The 18,361-nt window shown below is 23.6% G+C and carries 17 protein-coding genes and 1 tRNA gene; 16 read left to right on the plus strand and 2 right to left on the minus strand.

Features of this window, described 5'->3' with window-relative positions:
* Positions 1–105 precede the first annotated feature (105 nt).
* From prfB to RJT40_RS01485, 9 genes are all read left to right on the plus strand, one after another.
* Positions 106–1,203 (plus strand): peptide chain release factor 2, encoded by a 1,098-nt coding sequence (gene prfB, locus RJT40_RS01445; RefSeq protein WP_428994197.1) that lies wholly within the window; start codon positions 106–108, stop codon positions 1,201–1,203.
* Between the two features lie 10 nt (positions 1,204–1,213).
* On the plus strand, positions 1,214–2,710 hold the full coding sequence (gene lysS, locus RJT40_RS01450; RefSeq protein ID WP_343182419.1) for a lysine--tRNA ligase: 1,497 nt from the start codon (positions 1,214–1,216) through the stop codon (positions 2,708–2,710).
* A gap of 16 nt (positions 2,711–2,726) precedes the next feature.
* Entirely contained in the window at positions 2,727–3,989 is a 1,263-nt protein-coding gene (gene lysA, locus RJT40_RS01455; RefSeq protein ID WP_343182420.1) for a diaminopimelate decarboxylase, read from the plus strand.
* 60 nt (positions 3,990–4,049) lie between these two features.
* Entirely contained in the window at positions 4,050–5,375 is a 1,326-nt protein-coding gene (gene miaB / locus RJT40_RS01460) for a tRNA (N6-isopentenyl adenosine(37)-C2)-methylthiotransferase MiaB (RefSeq protein WP_343182421.1), read from the plus strand.
* Positions 5,376–5,379: 4 nt separating this feature from the next.
* Positions 5,380–5,823: an rRNA maturation RNase YbeY gene (ybeY, locus tag RJT40_RS01465; RefSeq protein WP_343182422.1), complete on the plus strand. Its 444-nt coding sequence runs from the start codon at positions 5,380–5,382 to the stop codon at positions 5,821–5,823.
* A gap of 54 nt (positions 5,824–5,877) precedes the next feature.
* Positions 5,878–6,729: a transporter associated domain-containing protein gene (locus RJT40_RS01470; protein WP_343182423.1), complete on the plus strand. Its 852-nt coding sequence runs from the start codon at positions 5,878–5,880 to the stop codon at positions 6,727–6,729.
* Positions 6,730–6,824: 95 nt separating this feature from the next.
* Entirely contained in the window at positions 6,825–9,383 is a 2,559-nt protein-coding gene (gene leuS, locus RJT40_RS01475; RefSeq protein ID WP_343182424.1) for a leucine--tRNA ligase, read from the plus strand.
* Between the two features lie 4 nt (positions 9,384–9,387).
* Positions 9,388–10,404 carry a DNA polymerase III subunit delta gene (holA, locus tag RJT40_RS01480; protein ID WP_343182425.1) on the plus strand — a complete coding sequence of 339 codons (1,017 nt, stop codon included), beginning with the start codon at positions 9,388–9,390 and terminating at the stop codon, positions 10,402–10,404.
* Positions 10,405–10,441: 37 nt separating this feature from the next.
* On the plus strand, positions 10,442–10,672 hold the full coding sequence (locus RJT40_RS01485) for a hypothetical protein (RefSeq protein WP_343182426.1): 231 nt from the start codon (positions 10,442–10,444) through the stop codon (positions 10,670–10,672).
* 1 nt (position 10,673) lies between these two features.
* Here the strand turns inward: RJT40_RS01485 and asd are convergent, their stop codons facing one another.
* The gene (asd, locus tag RJT40_RS01490; RefSeq protein WP_343182427.1) at positions 10,674–11,789 is read right to left on the minus strand and encodes an aspartate-semialdehyde dehydrogenase; all 1,116 of its coding nucleotides are present in this window, start codon (positions 11,787–11,789) and stop codon (positions 10,674–10,676) included.
* Between the two features lie 201 nt (positions 11,790–11,990).
* Between asd and RJT40_RS01495 the strand changes: the two genes are divergently transcribed.
* The 4 genes from RJT40_RS01495 to RJT40_RS01510 all read left to right on the plus strand — a co-directional run bounded on the left by RJT40_RS01495 (position 11,991) and on the right by RJT40_RS01510 (position 16,003).
* Positions 11,991–12,581 (plus strand): YhgN family NAAT transporter, encoded by a 591-nt coding sequence (locus RJT40_RS01495; RefSeq protein ID WP_343182428.1) that lies wholly within the window; start codon positions 11,991–11,993, stop codon positions 12,579–12,581.
* Between the two features lie 153 nt (positions 12,582–12,734).
* Positions 12,735–13,928: a phosphoglycerate kinase gene (locus RJT40_RS01500; protein WP_343182429.1), complete on the plus strand. Its 1,194-nt coding sequence runs from the start codon at positions 12,735–12,737 to the stop codon at positions 13,926–13,928.
* A gap of 40 nt (positions 13,929–13,968) precedes the next feature.
* Positions 13,969–15,051, plus strand: coding sequence for a class II fructose-bisphosphate aldolase (gene fbaA, locus RJT40_RS01505; protein WP_343182430.1), 1,083 nt, complete (start codon positions 13,969–13,971; stop codon positions 15,049–15,051).
* A gap of 46 nt (positions 15,052–15,097) precedes the next feature.
* The gene (locus RJT40_RS01510) at positions 15,098–16,003 is read left to right on the plus strand and encodes a mechanosensitive ion channel domain-containing protein (RefSeq protein ID WP_343182431.1); all 906 of its coding nucleotides are present in this window, start codon (positions 15,098–15,100) and stop codon (positions 16,001–16,003) included.
* Between the two features lie 77 nt (positions 16,004–16,080).
* On the opposite strand, the gene RJT40_RS01515 is transcribed toward RJT40_RS01510, so the two are convergent.
* Positions 16,081–16,157 (minus strand) — tRNA-Met (locus RJT40_RS01515).
* A 107-nt stretch (positions 16,158–16,264) separates the two neighbouring features.
* Here RJT40_RS01515 and ribH point away from each other — a divergent pair.
* From ribH to nusB, 3 genes are read left to right on the plus strand one after another with little or no spacing between them, the layout of a single operon-like run.
* Positions 16,265–16,729, plus strand: coding sequence for a 6,7-dimethyl-8-ribityllumazine synthase (gene ribH, locus RJT40_RS01520; RefSeq protein WP_343182713.1), 465 nt, complete (start codon positions 16,265–16,267; stop codon positions 16,727–16,729).
* Positions 16,730–16,733: 4 nt separating this feature from the next.
* Complete coding sequence (gene ribD / locus RJT40_RS01525; RefSeq protein WP_343182432.1) at positions 16,734–17,885, plus strand: bifunctional diaminohydroxyphosphoribosylaminopyrimidine deaminase/5-amino-6-(5-phosphoribosylamino)uracil reductase RibD; 1,152 nt, start codon at positions 16,734–16,736, stop codon at positions 17,883–17,885.
* A gap of 33 nt (positions 17,886–17,918) precedes the next feature.
* The gene (gene nusB, locus RJT40_RS01530) at positions 17,919–18,341 is read left to right on the plus strand and encodes a transcription antitermination factor NusB (protein WP_343182433.1); all 423 of its coding nucleotides are present in this window, start codon (positions 17,919–17,921) and stop codon (positions 18,339–18,341) included.
* The last annotated feature ends 20 nt before the right edge of the window (positions 18,342–18,361 follow it).

The following is an 18,361-nucleotide window of genomic DNA, read 5'->3' on the forward strand; positions in this document are numbered from 1 at the left end:
GTTTTATTGTAATGTACTAAAAAATAATATGATTAAATAAATATTACAAAGTATAGAAATACTATATTATTAAATATTAATTTTATAAATAAAAGGATATAGTTAATTATGATAATAAGCATATATTACACAAAAATAAAAAAAATAAAAAATAAAATTAATAACTTAAAAAAAATAACACAATATAATATAAAAAAAAAAAGAATTTCCCGAATTAATCAAATACTACAAAAATCAAAGAAAAAAAAAAACAGATTTTTTTTTAAACACATTGCACAAGAATCTAAAAAAAATTATTATATTGTAAAAAAAATAAACGATATCGAAAAAATTATACAGGATAACCAAAAACTATTGCAATTATCATTAGATTATAAAGATAACAGCATTTTACATGATATTAAATTAACATTTAATAAAATAGAAAAAAAAATAAAAAAAATAAATTATCATAATCTTTTCAAAGAAAAACATGACAACTGCAATTGTTACCTTGATATACAATCCGGATCTGGAGGAATTGATGCACAAGATTGGTCCAACATGCTTTTAAGAATGTATTTAAAATGGTTAGAAAAAAAAAAATTTAAAACACGTATATTACATAAACTAAATGGAGAAATTGCGGGAATAAAATCAGCAACTATACATGTTATAGGACCATACGCATTTGGTTGGCTCAAAACTGAAACTGGTATACATAGATTAATTCGCAAAAGTCCATTTAATTCCGGAGGTAGAAGACATACATCGTTTAGCTCTGCTTTTATATATCCAGAAATTAACAAAGAAATTAATATTAAAATTGATTATTCCGAATTAAGAATTGATGTATTTCGATCATCAGGATCAGGAGGACAACATGTTAACAGAACAGAATCTGCAGTCAGAATTACACATCTTCCTACATCAATTGTTACCCAATGTCAAAATGAACGTTCACAACATAAAAATAAAGAACAGGCATTAAAACAAATGAAATTAAAATTATATAACTTAGAATTAAAGAAAAAAAATATAGAAAAAGAAAATATAGAAAACAGTAAATCATCCATTAGATGGGGAAATCAAATTCGATCATATATCTTAGATCAATCAAGAATAAAAGATAATAGAACTGGAATTGAAACACGAGAAGTACAATCAGTACTAGATGGAAATCTAGATTTATTTATTGAAACAAGTTTAAAAAAAGGACTATAAAAATAATACTATGCTATTAAAAAAAAAAAATTTGCATGATGAGTATGAAATTCGAAAAAAAAAACTTGTCAATCTTGTTAATAAAGGTTTTGACTTTCCTAATCATTTTAAAGTAAATACAAACATTCAAAATATTAATAAAAAATATGATCATTATTCTCGACAGGAATTATTAAAAGAAAATAAATTAATATATCTTTCAGGAAGAATTATAAAACAACGAATTATGGGGAAAGCAACATTTATCATAATACAAGACATGATAGAAGAAATACAAATTTATGTTACTGAAAAAAAAATAACACCAAAAATATACCAAGAAGAGTTTAAAAAATGGGATATAGGAGATATTATAGGTGTTATAGGTACAATTTTTAAAACTCATACAGGAGAATTATCAATATATTGTACAAAAATTTATCTACTATCCAAATCATTGCGCCCTCTTCCAAGTAAATTTCACGGATTATTAAATCAAGAAATTCGTTATCGAAAACGATATTTAGATTTATTAGTTAATAAAAATGTTACTAGAACGTTTATCACACGTTCTAAAATATTAATACAAATTAGAAACTACATGGATGAAAAAAATTTTGTGGAAGTAGAAACTCCTATTATGCAAAATATTCCTGGAGGAGCATCGGCTAAACCATTTGTTACATATCATAATAGTTTAAATATTAAAATGTACTTAAGAGTATCTCCAGAACTATATCTAAAAAGACTAATCATTGGGGGTTTAACTAAAATATACGAAATTAGTAAAAACTTTAGAAATGAAGGCATTTCATATAAGCATAATCCTGAATTTACAATGATGGAATTGTATATTGCATATGCTAATTACGAAGATTTAATGAATTTAATTACTGATTTAATCAAATATATAACAAAAAAAATATATTACACATATCAAATAAAATATAAAAAAAGAATAATTGATTTCAATCAACCATTTGATGTTTTTACCATGAAAAATGCAATTTTGCATTATAATAAAAATATTAAAACTAATGATTTATTAAATATCCAGAAAATTAAAAATATTGCTATCTTATATAATATAAAAGTTCAAAAAAAATGGACTATTGAGAAAATCATGACAAAAATTTTCGAAATGACAACAGAAGAAAAATTAATCAACCCAACTTTTATTACAGAATATCCAATAGAAATTTCTCCTCTAGCAAAAAAAAACAAAATTAATAAAAATTATGCAGATCGATTTGAATTATTTATTGGAGGAATAGAAATAGCAAATGGTTTCTCAGAATTAAATAATCCAGAAGAACAAAAAATGAGATTTATTAAACAAAATCAAGAAATATCATCTACATTGAACAAAGAAAAAAAATATGATCAAGAATACATTACGGCCATGGAATATGGTATGCCTCCAACAGCTGGATTAGGTATTGGTATTGATAGGTTAATTATGATTTTAACTAATCAGTCTAACATACGTGATGTTATACTATTTCCAACATTACGACCAAAAAAATAAATTCAATGGAATAAATATGACAAATCACAACTTCTATAATAAAATATTAAAAAATCAAGATATATATTCCGTATTAAAAAAATTAGGTAGTCCTATATGGTTATATCAAGCTGATATCATAAAAAAAAAAATTCAACAATTAAAAAAATTTGATATTATTCGATTTGCACAAAAAGCATGTTCTAATATTCATATATTAAAATTAATGAAAAAAAATAATGTAAAAGTTGATGCTGTCTCTTTAGGGGAAATACATCGAGCACTGTACGCAGGATATACAAATAAAAATGATGATATTATTTTTACCGCAGATCTATTCGATAAAAAAACGTTAAAAAAAATTGTTGAAATGAATATTACAGTTAATGCAGGTTCATTAGATATGTTAGAACAATTAGGAAAAATATCTCCAGGACATAAAGTATGGCTCCGCATTAATCCAAAATTTGGTCATGGACATAACAAAAAAACAAATACTGGTGGGGAAAATAGTAAACATGGCATTTGGGAAACAGAATTAGCAATACCTATAATTAAAAAATACAAACTAAAATTAATTGGTTTGCATATGCATATTGGTTCTGGAGTAGATTATCAACACTTAAAAAAAGTTTGTAATACAATGGTAAATTATGCACTCTCTTTAAACCAAAAAATTCAGGCAATTTCTGCAGGAGGTGGATTATCTATTCCATATAAATCTACTGATCAAGAGATTGATATTGAACACTATTTTAAATTATGGAATCAGACAAAAAAAGTTATTTCAAAAAATTTAAAAACTCCTATTACATTAGAAATTGAACCAGGACGTTTTTTGGTAGGAGAATCTGGAATATTAGTCGCAACAGTATATGCCATAAAGCGTGTTGGAAAAAAAATATTTACATTAGTTGATGCAGGATTTAATGATTTAATAAGACCAACATTATATGGAAGTTACCATCATATTTCAGTTATAAAAAAAAATAATATTAATGATAAAAAAAAAAAGACTATGAAAACAATTATAGGAGGACCTTTATGTGAATCAGGTGATATTTTTACTCAAAATGAAAAAAATGAACTGATAGAACGAGAATTACCGGAAATAAAAATTGGAGATTATTTAGTTTTTCACAATACAGGAGCTTATGGAGCAACTATGTCGTCGAATTACAACAGCAAACCATTAATACCAGAAGTATTATTTGAAAACAATATTCCAAAAATTATTCGAAGAAGACAAACAATCCAAGATATTTTAAATCTAGAATTAAATATCAAAAAAGAAATATAAAATATATCAAAATATTTATTATATAAACTAAACTATCTTATTAAATTAATGTAATGAAATATGAAAAAAAAATTTTATATTAAAACTTGGGGATGTCAAATGAATGAATACGATTCATTGACAATAAAAAAAATATTACAAAAAGATAAAAAATATATTTACACAAATAATTTTCATGAAGCTGATATATTGATTTTAAATACTTGTTCTGTAAGAGAAAAAGCGCAAGAAAAACTATTTCATCAATTAGGAAGATGGAAATATTTAAAAAATAAAAATAAAAATATCATTATTGCTGTTGGAGGCTGTGTCGCAAACCAAGAGGGAAAGAAAATTACCAAAAGAGCAAAATTTGTTGATATAATTTTTGGTACACAAACATTACACAGATTGTCAAAGATGATTACTGATGTATTAAGAGAAAAAAAAATATTTATTGATATTAGTTTCCCAAAAGGAGAAAAATTTAAAAATATAACACAACCAAACTATCATAATTATTCAGCTTCAATTTCTATTATAGAGGGGTGCAACAAATACTGCTCATTTTGTATTGTTCCCTATACCAGAGGTAGAGAAATAAGTCGACCATTTCATGATATTATATACTATATTAAATCAATATCTCAAAACGGGATAAAAGAAATTCAGTTATTAGGACAGAATGTTAATTCATACAAATATATCGATGAAAAAGGAAAAAAATATACATTTGCAAAACTATTAAAAGAAATCGCTACTATTCCAACAATTAGTAGAATTAAATTTATCACTAGCAACCCTATGGAGTTTACTGATGATATTATTAATATTTACCATGAAACAAAAAAAATAGTAAATTTTTTACATTTACCTATTCAAAGTGGTTCAAATAGAATTTTAAAACTCATGAAAAGACCATACTCTGTAGAAAAATATCAAGAAATTATTGATAAATTAAAACTTGCAAGACCTGAAATACAAATCAGTTCTGATTTTATTATTGGGTTTCCAAGTGAAACTGAATCGGATTTTCAAAATACAATGAAAATTGTAAAAAAAATAAATTTTGATATGAGTTTCAGTTTTATATATTCTCCTAGACCGGGTACACCTGCATCTAAATTAAAAGATAATATTAGCATAGAAGAAAAAAAAAATAGATTATATAAACTACAAAAACAGTTAAAAAAACAAACATTAAACTGGACTAAAAATATGATCAATAGTCAGCAAAAAATATTAGTAGAAAAATATTATGATCAAAATTTAAATATTATCGCTGGAAGAACAGAAAATAATAGAACTGTAATTTGTCAAGTTAAAGAAAATGTTATTGGAAATATTATCACAGTCAATATTACTAAACAGAAAAACAATATGTTATATGGAGAATACATAAAATAGTAATATGAAAAAAAATAGAATATATTTTCAAATTAATACTATTATTCCACAAAAAATATCTAAAAAAAAATTTTTAAATTGGATTAATCAAACAATAAAAAAAAAATATCAAATAACCATACGCATAGTAGATCAATCTGAAATACAAAAAATAAATTATACATATAGAAAAAAAAATTATCCTACAAATATATTATCTTTTTCATATAATCACCAAAGTTATAATAATAATATTATCGGAGATCTAGTCATTTGTGCAAAAGTTGTGTATGAAGAAGCTCTGAATCAAAAAAAAAAATTAGAAAATTATTGGGCTCATATTGTTATACATGGATTATTACACTTATTAGGATATACACATTATACAAACTATCAAACACAAATTATGCAAAAAAAAGAAATTGAAATTATGAAAAAATTAGGATATCAAAATCCATACTCTAAATAAAATACAATAAATCAAATAAATAAAATATTGTTATATAGGATTAAATTAATATTTATGGACAACAAAACGCCTAAAAAAAATATTAAAAAAAAAGGATTCTTTTCTATTTTTACCGATCAAATTTTAAAAAAAAAAAATAACCATCAAATCGAATTAATCAAATCAATCAATTATGCAAAAAAAAACGCATTAATTAATAACAAAATAAGTAAAATGTTAAAAGGAGTAATTAAAATTTCAAAAAAAAAAATTAAAGAAATTATGATCCCAAAATCACAAATGATCACTTTACAAGCAAACTATTCACTCACCCAATGTTTAAATATTATTCTTTCTTCACAATATTTAAAATTTCCTGTTATGAGTAGTGATAACAATTATGTAGAAGGATTTTTATATGCAAAAGATTTATTAATCTTTTTAAAATACAAAAAATTATTTGATATAAAAAAATTTTTAAAACCATTAATCATCGTACCAGAAAGTAAGTATATAGATAAAATGTTATACGAATTTCAGATACATGAAAAAAAAATGGCAATAGTAATTGATGAATTTGGAGCAATATCAGGATTAATTACTATCCGCGATATTTTAAATATCATTATTCAAGATATATCTGAACAACATATAAAAAAAGCAAAAAAAAATATTAAAAAAATTAAACATAATGTTTTTTCAATCAAATCATCTACACCTATAAAAGAAATTAATAAAATATTTCATACGCGATTTCAAAATAAAACAGTTGATACAATAGGAGGATTTGTAATGCAAAAATTTAAACATCTTCCACAACCTGGAGAAAAAATTAATATACAAGGATATGAATTTAAGATTTCTATTGCCAACTATAGAAGAATTATAAAATTACAAATTAAAATTCCTAAAAATAAACAAGATTAAAAAAAATAAAATACAATATATTAAAAATTTCTATTATTAAAAAATTAATGTAAATCTTTCAAATAAAATATTAATTACTATAAGTATTTACGTATATGAAAAAAATATATAATCATAAAAAATTTGAGTCCATTGTACAAAAATATTGGAAAAAAAATAAAACATTTAAAGCTTCCGAAGATCTTAATAAAAAAAAGTACTATTGTTTAGCAATGTTACCATATCCATCTGGCAAATTACATATGGGACACGTTAGAAATTATACTATTAGTGACGTCATAGCAAGATATCAAAGAATGATTGGAAAAAATGTTTTACATCCAATTGGATGGGATGCATTTGGATTACCTGCAGAATTAGCCGCAATAGAGAACAATATTATACCATCAGAATGGACATACAAAAATATTAAATACATGAAAAAACAATTACAATCGTTGGGATACAGTTATGACTGGGATAGGGAAATTACTACATGTCACCCTGAATATTATCGTTGGGAACAATGGTTTTTTAAAAAATTATATGAAAAAAAATTAATATATAAAAAAACATCCTTAATTAATTGGTGTCCTAAAGATCAAACTGTATTATCAAACGAACAAGTTATTCATGGAACATGCTGGAGATGTCAAACGAGTATAGAAATAAAACTTATGCCACAATGGTTTATTAAAATTACCAAATATGCTGACAGATTGCTACAAGACTTAAAAATATTAAAAAAATGGCCTACACAAGTTATAAATATGCAAAAAAAATGGATTGGAAAATTAAAGGGATTTGAAATTTCCTTCAAAATTATGCCATATGCAAAAAAAATAAAAATTTATACATCTAGATTAGATCTACTAATGTATACAACATATATTTCAATTTCTCCATTACATGAATTAGCTCAAAATATATTAAACGAAGAAGAAATACAATTATTTATTAATAACCTTTACACAATAAATTCTAACATCAATAAAAAAAAAATTAATTATATAGGAAAAAAAATTAACCAGTATGCTATTCATCCAATTACTCAAAAAAGAATACCAATTTGGATTACTAACTATACAGAAATTGAATATAATACAAAGATAAAGCTATGTCATCCTATAAATAACAAAATTGATTGGAATTTTGCAAAAAAATATCACATAAAAATTACACTCAATCATCCAATCAATCATGTTAGTACTCAACAAGATATACTAGTCGAAAAAACAATTCAAAGAAAAAATAATGTATATAATTTCAGTAAGAAAATTAACCAAATAGAATCAAATAATATCTTTAATATATTACAAGAAAAAAAAATAGTAAAAGCAAAAAACAAATATCGATTACAAGATTGGAGTATTTCCAGACAACGATATTGGGGAACTCCTATTCCCATTGCATATCAAAATGGAAAAACCATCTGTATTTCAGAAAAAGAAATGCCTGTACTATTACCGAAAATCAATACGATATATGATTTTCAAAATATCAAAGAAATATATAAAACATGGTCTAAAATAAATATAAATCATCTTCCAGCAAAAAGAGAAACAGATACCTTTGATACATTTATAGAGTCATCATGGTATTATATTAGATATACTGCTCCACATTACAATGAGGGTATGATAAACAAAAAACTTGCAAACTATTGGCTACCCATCGATCAATACATTGGGGGTATCGAACATGCAACAATGCATTTAATATATTTTCGTTTCTTTCATAAATTGCTATATGATTTGAAATTAGTATCTTCCATAGAACCTGCAAAACAATTATTGTGTCAAGGTATGGTATTATCTGACGCATTTTATTATATTGACAATTCAGGAAAAAAAAATTGGGTTAACCTAAAAGAAATACAAATTAAAAAAAAAAAAATTGGAAATACAAAAAATATTTTTACAAATCAAAAAGAAGAAATTATTCATGCTGGTATGATTAAAATGTCAAAATCAAAAAAAAATGGTGTTGATCCGGAAATTATGATCAAGAAATATGGAGCAGATACTGTAAGACTATTTATTATGTTTGCAGCTCCTGTCACATCCAATATTGAATGGAAAGAAACTGGAGTTCATGGAATGTATCGATTTTTACAAAAAGTTTGGAACCTAATTTATTGCTATAAAAAATATAAAAAATTATCTGAGTGTGGAAAAGAAAAACATACACATGATGAAATTAACTTTTTCCTACATCAAACTATCTTTCAGGTAACACAGGACATTCATAAAAGAAAATCTTTTAATACTGCAATTGCAAAAATTATTACATTTATCAATTTTTTATATGCAACAAATATAGATATAAAAAAAAATAAAAAATTCATAAAACACATACTAAATACAATAATTATTATGTTATATCCATTTACTCCTCATTTTAGCTTTATTGCATGGGAAAAATTAAATAAAAACAATTTAATAGATTATGAAAAATGGCCAAAATATAACATTAATATTATTAAAAAAAAAAATATTAATCTAATAATACAAATTAATGGAAAAAAAAAAGATATAATTAATATTCCAAAAAAAAATAAACAGAACGAAATATTAGAAATATTAAAAAAAAAATCAAAAATTTCTCATATATTCAAAAAAAAAATAAAAAAAATTATTTACATAACAGATAAACTAATTAACTTTGTAATATAAATTTATGATCTATATTCTACAATACAATGAGTTAGAAAAAAAAATATTTCAAAAGATATACCACTTTCTTATTATAGAACAAGACTTTTTTATTTCACAAAAAACTATAAAAAAAATATTATTCTATTATTGCAGTAAAGAACACAAAGTAATTCAAATAATAATAAAAAAAAAAAATCATTGGGAAAATGTCTATTTTGAATATAGACAAGATAAAATTTTTGACAAAAAAAAAATACTAATATTAATACTAGAAAATAAAAAAATCGATTATGTTACAATTACTGCTTTAAGTAAAATCTTTAAGTATAAAAATAATAATATCATTTTAATTATATATTTTAAAAAAATTAGTAATAAACATAATATTGAAATAATAAGCAAAAAACTTCAAAAATACCCAATAGGTATAATTCCTAATCCTGTTTTTACAAAAAACGAATTAAATCAATGGATAAAAAAAAAAATAAAAAAAATAAATTTAAAACTTAATTCTTCCATTATTAATATTTTGTCTCATTTATATAAAAAAAATTTACTATTTCTGTATAAAATATTAGAAGGATTAAAAATAATTAACAAAAAAAAAAAAATTACAGTACAATTAGTTAATCAAATCACTCAAAATACACTGAATTTTTATATCAGTGACTTAATTCATGCAATATTTCAAAAAAAAATAATTAAATCATGCTATATAATAGATTTCTTAAAAAGAAATAAATATGATATATCTCATATAATACGATCTATACAAATTCATATCATATATTTTATACATATAAAAGAAAAAAAAATATATGATCATTACTTACATATTTTCAAAAAATATATTGTACTAAAAAAAGAAGACAAAGATTTCACTAAATTAATAAATGATATCAATAATACCCAATTATATAAAATAATAAACTTAATATATAAAATAGAAATTAATATAAAAAAAAAAAATAATCAACTTTCCTGGTATTATCTAAAAACTTTAACTGCAATATTTTGTAATATATCACAAAAAAAATAAAATTATCAAAAAAAAAAAAAAAAAAAAAAAGATAATTATGTCACTGACTATATTAAATTTAACTCGTTTTCAATGTCCAGATACAATGATTTTTTTTAGAAAATATTTACGTCGTATTAACAAAAAAAATATAATACTTATTTTATCTAATGATATTTCAATTCAATGGGACATGCCATTATTTTGTAATTGTATGAATTATATATTAATAAAAAAAATCACTACCAAAAAACCATATTATTTTTTTATTAAAAAAAATATCAATTAAATTATCGATTAATTAATATCTTTAAAACTCTTCGTAAAGGTTCCGCAGCACCCCATAACAATTGATCACCGACCGTAAAAACAGATAAAAATTCTGATCCCAAATGAGTTAATTGTCTAATTCTTCCAACAGCGATATCTAAAGTACCGGAAATTGCAATAGGAGTAAGGAAATTAATTGTAGATTGATAATCATTTGGAATAATTCGTACCCATGGATTATTATTTTTAATAATATGAATAATACTATCATATGAGATATCTTTTTTTAATTTGATTACAAAAGATTGACTATGACAACGTATGGTACCTACGCGAACACAAGTTCCATCTATAGGAATAATATTATTGGTATTTAATATTTTATTTGCTTCCGCTTGCACTTTCCATTCTTCTTTTGTTTGAAAATTATCCGATTCTAAATCAATCCATGGTAAAACATTACCTGCTAGAGGTGCAAGAAAATTTTTTTTTGGAAAACTATTATCTTTGATCGAAAAAGATATTTTTCTCTCAATATCCAAAATAGAAGAAGATATAGGATTTTTTAAATCTATTGATATAGAGTTATATAAATAACCCATTTGTTGCAATAATTCTATAATATGTTTAGAACCAGCTCCAGAAGCAGCTTGATAAGTAGAAAACAATATCCATTTAATTAAATTATGAGAAAATAATCCACCTATTGCCATTAACATTAAACTAACCGTACAATTACCTCCAACAAAAGTTTTAACATTATTTTCCAATGCAGAGTTTATAACATGTAAATTAATGGGATCTAAAACAATCACAGATTCATTTATCATTCTTAAAGTAGATGCAGCATCTATCCAATATCCATTCCATGCAGTATCACGTAACTTATAATACACTTTACTGGTATACTCTCCTCCTTGACATGATACAATAACATCCATAGAACGCAAAATATCAATATCATAAGCATCTTGTAATGTATTGACACTAGAAAAGTTTGGACTCTTTAATCCAATCTGAGAAGTAGAAAAAAATATTGAATCAATATTATTAAAATCTTTTTCTCGTTTCATTCTATCCATTAATACTGATCCCACCATACCTCTCCAACCAATAAAACCAACTTTTTTTTTCATAAAATATCCTCTATATATAAAATAAATTTTATTATATAAAATATATTAAAATATTTAAATATAAGTTTAAAAATAAGATATAAATATTTTAACTATAAAAATATTTTATTTAAAAAATATTTATTTATAGTTAAAATAAATATTTCAAAATACAATACATAATGTATCAAAATATAAATAAATAAAATATAAGGAAATCATATGAGCCAAATGATATCGACTACAATATTATTAGTATTAATTATGGATCCATTAGGTAATCTACCAATTGTGATGTCAATTTTAAAAAATTTAAGCACAAAAAGAAGAAATTTTGTTTTACTTAGAGAGATGATGATCGCATTAATTATAATGATATTGTTTTTATTGGCCGGAGAAAAAACACTATCGATATTAGCTTTGAAAGCAGAAACAGTATCCATTGCTGGTGGAATAATATTATTTTTAATAGCAATAAAAATGATTTTTCCAGAAGAAGATGATAAAAAAAAAAAAAATGATACAATAGAACCATTTTTAGTACCATTAGCAATTCCATTAATTGCTGGACCATCATTATTAGCAACATTAATGTTATTGTCTCATCAATATGTAAATCAACAATTTTCATTATTTATATCATTATTCATCTCTTGGGGAATTACACTAACCATTCTAATGTTATCAAATTTATTTTTAAAAATACTCGGTCCAAGAGGAGTCATTGCATTAGAAAGACTAATGGGATTAATACTAATAATGCTATCAACACAGATGTTTCTTGATGGAATTACTAAATGGTGTAAATCATAAAATACTAATATATATTTAATATAATAAATAAAATTAATATAATTTACATTATAAATAATTATTCATCAAAATTTTTAATTAAAATAAAATATTCAAAATATGATGTTTAATATCATATTATTGATATAATCATTATAATATTCCAGGAAAACAATGAATATAAAAAATATTATTCACATGAATGAATTAAATCTTTATCATAAAACAGTATTAATACGTGTAGACTTTAATGTTACCATTCAAGATGGGAAAATACTCTCTGATAAACGTATTCAAGCAAGTATACCTACCATTCAAATGGCATTAAAACAAAATGCAAAAATTATAATTATGTCACATTTAGGAAGACCAACAGAAGGAAAATTTGAAGAAAAATTTTCTTTATTACCAATTGTAAAATATTTAAAAAAAATATTCAAAAATCATAAAGTATTTTTATCCAAAGAACTAAAAAAAATTAAACTATATCCTAAAGAAATCTGCATTTTAGAAAATGTTCGATTTAATTATGGAGAAAAAGAAAACAATGATGAGTTATCTAAAAAATACGCAAGTTTATGCGATATATTTATTATGGATGCATTCGGTAGTGCACATAGAAAAGAAGCTTCTACTTTTGGAGTAGGATTTTTTTCTAAAATTGCGTGTGCTGGACCTTTATTAATTAATGAACTAAATATTTTAAAAAAACATTTACATCATCCACAACGTCCTATGACTGCTATTATTGGAGGAGCAAAAATATCAACAAAATTTAAACTTTTAAAAAAAATATCTTCTATTGCAGACCATGTCATTGTTGGTGGAGGTATTGCTAATACTTTTTTAGCAATTGACTACAATATTGGAAAATCATTACATGAACCAAAATTTATTCAATTAGCAAAAAAAATTCGAGAAACTAGAAATAATATCTTAGTTCCAATAGATTCAAGAGTAGGAAAAAATTTTTCCAAATCAGAAAAATCAGTTATGAAAACTCCAGATAAAATATTCAGTAACGAAGAAATTATGGATATTGGAGATAAAAGTATTAAAAATATAAAAAAAATAATCCAAAAATCAAAAACAATCATCTGGAACGGACCATTAGGAGTTTTCGAATTCCCAAATTTTTGTATTGGAACAAAAGAATTAGCTTACAGTATTGCAAAAAGCAATGCTTTTTCTATTGCTGGTGGAGGAGAAACATTATCTGTTATTGAGATATTAAATATCAAAAAAGAAATATCCTATATTTCTACAGGGGGTGGGGCATTTTTACAATTTATAGAAAATGAGAACTTACCTATAATAGATATGCTGAAAAAAGTGAAAAATAAACTATACAAAGATGATTTAAAATAAATAAAAAAATAATAATATAAAAAAAAAAAAAGGAAAAAACATGTCCACTATTTTAGATATCATAAAACCTGGTATAATATTTGGAGAAGATATTAAAAAACTTTTTAACATTGCTAAAGAAAAAAAATTTGCAATTCCTGCAATTAATTGTACAAGTATTGATACAATTAATGCTGTTTTAGAAACAGCTGATCGCGTACGATCACCTGTAATTATACAATTTTCTTATACTGGATGCATTTATATGGCCGGTAAAAATATTAAAAATACTCCAAACCATATAAAAGCAACGTTAGGAGCGATTTCTGCAGCTCATCACGTTCATTTAGTCGCAAAAAAATATAATATACCAGTGATATTACATACAGATCACTGTCATAGAAACATATTACCATGGATTGACAATTTATTACATATTGGGAAAAAACATTTCAAAAAAACAGGATATCCTATATTTTCTTCACATATGCTTGATTTATCAAGCGATCCTATAAAAGAAAATATATTAATATGTAGTACATATTTATCAAAGATGAAAAAAATAAATATGATACTTGAAATAGAATTAGGTTGTACTGGAGGAGAAGAAGATGGTATAAATAATGAAAACATTAATAATGAATTATTATATACAAACCCTATAGATATTAATTATGCATATGAAAAATTATCTGAAATTAGTAAAAATTTTACTATAGCGGCAGCTTTTGGAAATGTACACGGCGTATATAATACTCAAAACATTCACTTAAAACCAGAAATATTAAAAAATGCACAAAAATATATTGTTCAACAACATCATTTAAACAAATTATGTCCAATTAATTTCGTATTTCATGGAGGATCAGGATCATCTATACAAGATATAAAAAAATCTATTAATTATGGTGTTGTAAAAATTAATTTTGATACTGATATACAATGGTATTCCTGGAGAGGCATTTTAGAATATTATAAAAGTCATAAATTATATTTACAAACACAATTAGGAAACCCTTCTGGACAAAATGAACCCAATAAAAAACATTATGATCCCCGAAAATGGATGCATGCTTCAAAAAAATCTATTTCTAAAAGAATGAAAAAAATATTTAAAAAACTTAATGCATATCATTTATGGTAAATGATAATAAAAATAAAAAATAAAATCTTAAAATAAGGAGAATGAAATGCAAATATTCCACGACGTAATTAATAATATTAATTATGTAGAATATTGGATAATACAGCATCAGCAGATATTAATCCGATGTACGATAAATATTATATCTGCTAGTCTGATTATGATAATAGGCATTTTTTCTTCTAATTTCATTTCTCAATTATTTAATCAAATGCTTTCTATGCAAAGCATAGATACTACCGTCACTAGCTTTCTTACTGTCATTACACGATACGTTATTATAACCATGGCTGCTATTGTAGCTTTAAATCGACTAGGAGTACAAACAACTTCTGTTATTGCTATTTTAGGGGCAGCAGGAATGGCTGTAGGGTTAGCATTACAAGGTTCCTTATCCAATTTTGCAGCAGGAGTATTATTAATCGTATTTAGTCCATTACGAATTGGTGAATATGTCGTACTAAAAAATGTCTCTGGAACTGTATTAAATATACACGTTTTTTATACTACATTGAAGACATTAGATGGGAAAATTATTGTCATTCCAAATGGGAAAATAACAGCAAATAACATTATTAACCATTCCCGCTCTCCATGCAGAAAAAATGAATTTATAATTAATGTAGCTTATGATACTAATATAAAATTAATTATCAAGATTTTAAAAGATGTTATGTATAATGAACCTAGAGTATTAAAAAATAAAGATATTGTCGTTAGTTTAAGTAAAATAGAACCATATTCTATCAATTTTATTGCAAAATGTTGGAGTAATACAAATATTTTAAACACAGTATACTCCGATTTAATGATACAATTTAAGCAAGCACTAGACGAAAATAATATTTCTTTGGCATATCCAAAATTTGATATATATATTAATAAAAAAAAAAAAAAAAAAAATAAAATAATCAAAGAAATAAAAAATAATAAAAAAAATAAAAGTAAATAATTTCATTAAATTAAATTAAGTTATATAATTATTACATATATAAAGAGAATATAAAAAATATTATAAATATAAAATATTGGTTGCGGGAGCTGGATTTGAACCAGCGACCTTCGGGTTATGAGCCCGACGAGCTACCATACTGCTCCACCCCGCTATTGTTTCAATTATATACAAAAACAAAAAATAAATCAATCAATAAAAAAATACTATACAATATCGAAGGAAATTAATATGAATCATTTTTCTACAACAAAAAACAAAATTAATATAATTACAGGAAATATAACATCTCAAAATTATAAAATTGCAATTATTATATCCCGTTTTAACGAATTTATTAACGAAAAACTATTATCCGGAGCAATAGATATCCTTATTAGAATAGGAAATATGGAAAAAAAAAATATTACTATTATTAAAGTTCCTGGAGCATATGAAATACCTATTGTTGCAGAAACGATTGCAAAAAAAAATAAACACCATGGTATTATAACAATAGGAACAATTATTAAAGGAGAAACTATTCATTTTGAACACTTAACATCATCTATTACTCACAATATACTAAATATTAGTGTTAAAAATAATATACCAATTGCATTAGGAATACTAATGACAAACAATATTGAACAAGCAATTAACCGATCAGGAAATAAACTGGGAAATAAAGGAAGTGAAGCTGCAACAACAATATTAGAAATGATTAATATAATAAAAAAAATATAAAATAATGAATACAGAAAACAAAAAAAAAAATAATGAAAAATATCTACAAGATATTTTTTATATGAAAAAAACAATTAAAATTGCAAAAAATGGCATATATACTACTCATCCTAATCCAAATGTTGGATGTATCATTGTGTTAAATGGGAAAATTGTAGGAACAGGATGGCACAAAAAAAAAGGTGGTCCACATGCCGAAGTATATGCCATTAAAATGGCAGGAAAATTGGCAAAAAATAGTACAGCATATATTTCATTAGAACCATGTATACATCATGGAGAAACGCCTCCTTGTTGCCATCTCATTGTAAAATCAGGAATAAAAAGAGTAGTAATTGCAGCAATTGATCCAAATCCAAAAGTTTTTGGAAAAGGAATAAAATATTTAAAAAAATCAGGTATTGATGTTTCAATTGGGATTCTTGCACAAGAATCTGAGAAAATAAATTACGGATTCTTTAAAAGAATGGTTTCAGGTATACCATGGATACAAGTAAAAATAGCAATTTCATTAGACGGTAAAATTGCTATGAATAATGGAGAAAGTAAATGGATTACTGGAGAACAAGCTAGACACGATGTTCATAAATTTAGAGCAAAAAATTCAGCTATTTTAAGTACAAGTAATACTATATTACAAGATAATCCAAAACTTACAGTACGGTATACAGATAAAATAAAAAATAGAAACTTATATCATATCAAATTTTCTCCTATCAAAATTATTTTAGATAGCAAAAATCGTATTCAACCTATACACAATATAATTCATAAAACAACAGATCCTGTTTGGTTAATTAGATTAAATAAAGATCACAATATCTGGCCAAAACATGTTAAACAAATTATTATACAAAAATATAATAATAGTATTGATTTAAAAAAATTGTTAATATTTTTAGGAAAAAAAAAAATTAATACCTTATGGGTAGAATGCGGAGCAAATTTATTTAGTAATATGTTAAATCTTGGATTAATAGATGAATTAATTATATATATCGCTCCAAAAATGCTAGGTCATACAGCAAAATCATTATTTTTAGATTATAAAAATATAAAATTAAAAAAAACACCAACATTAAAAATAAAAAAAACTATCAAGATAGGATCAGACATTAGAATTACATTAGAGCCATCATACAAATGGAAAAAATAAATTATTTATCATGAACAATATTAAGAGAAATTTATGAATCCAAAAAAAAGAAGAATGGCAAGAAAATATGCAATACAAGCTTTATATACATGGGAAATATCTAAAAATAATATTTCCAAAATTGAAAAATATTATCTTAAAAATATTAATATCCAAGATGTAGATATTGCATATTTTCATGAATTAATTACTGCAGTAACTTTAAATTATGAAGAAATAGATAAAAAAATTATACTATGTTTACATCGAAAATCACAAGAAATTGGGAAAATCGAAAAAGCAATTTTAAGAATTTCTTTCTATGAATTATATAACAGAATAGATATACCATACAAAGTATCTATTAATGAAGGGATAGAGTTAGCAAAAATTTTTGGCTCAACAAACAGTCATAAATTTATTAATGGTGTTTTAGATCAAGCAACATATAAAATAAAAAGATCAGGTTTAAAATAAATAATAAAAATATAATATTA

This window comes from Buchnera aphidicola (Shivaphis celti) (assembly GCF_039349365.1).
GTDB classification, from domain to species: Bacteria; Pseudomonadota; Gammaproteobacteria; order Enterobacterales; family Enterobacteriaceae; genus Buchnera_L; species Buchnera_L aphidicola_AL.

Excerpts from the sequence above, each read along its gene's own strand:
- RJT40_RS01500 (WP_343182429.1), top strand. The coding sequence starts at position 12,735 with ATGAATATAAAAAATATTATTCACATGAATGAATTAAATCTTTATCAT.
- asd (WP_343182427.1), bottom strand. The coding sequence starts at position 11,789 with ATGAAAAAAAAAGTTGGTTTTATTGGTTGGAGAGGTATGGTGGGATCA.
- lysS (WP_343182419.1), top strand. The coding sequence starts at position 1,214 with ATGCTATTAAAAAAAAAAAATTTGCATGATGAGTATGAAATTCGAAAA.
- nusB (WP_343182433.1), top strand. The coding sequence starts at position 17,919 with ATGAATCCAAAAAAAAGAAGAATGGCAAGAAAATATGCAATACAAGCT.
- lysA (WP_343182420.1), top strand. The coding sequence starts at position 2,727 with ATGACAAATCACAACTTCTATAATAAAATATTAAAAAATCAAGATATA.
- RJT40_RS01495 (WP_343182428.1), top strand. The coding sequence starts at position 11,991 with ATGAGCCAAATGATATCGACTACAATATTATTAGTATTAATTATGGAT.
- holA (WP_343182425.1), top strand. The coding sequence starts at position 9,388 with ATGATCTATATTCTACAATACAATGAGTTAGAAAAAAAAATATTTCAA.
- ybeY (WP_343182422.1), top strand. The coding sequence starts at position 5,380 with ATGAAAAAAAATAGAATATATTTTCAAATTAATACTATTATTCCACAA.
- RJT40_RS01485 (WP_343182426.1), top strand. The coding sequence starts at position 10,442 with ATGTCACTGACTATATTAAATTTAACTCGTTTTCAATGTCCAGATACA.
- ribD (WP_343182432.1), top strand. The coding sequence starts at position 16,734 with ATGAATACAGAAAACAAAAAAAAAAATAATGAAAAATATCTACAAGAT.
- fbaA (WP_343182430.1), top strand. The coding sequence starts at position 13,969 with ATGTCCACTATTTTAGATATCATAAAACCTGGTATAATATTTGGAGAA.
- miaB (WP_343182421.1), top strand. The coding sequence starts at position 4,050 with ATGAAAAAAAAATTTTATATTAAAACTTGGGGATGTCAAATGAATGAA.
- RJT40_RS01470 (WP_343182423.1), top strand. The coding sequence starts at position 5,878 with ATGGACAACAAAACGCCTAAAAAAAATATTAAAAAAAAAGGATTCTTT.
- RJT40_RS01510 (WP_343182431.1), top strand. The coding sequence starts at position 15,098 with ATGCAAATATTCCACGACGTAATTAATAATATTAATTATGTAGAATAT.
- leuS (WP_343182424.1), top strand. The coding sequence starts at position 6,825 with ATGAAAAAAATATATAATCATAAAAAATTTGAGTCCATTGTACAAAAA.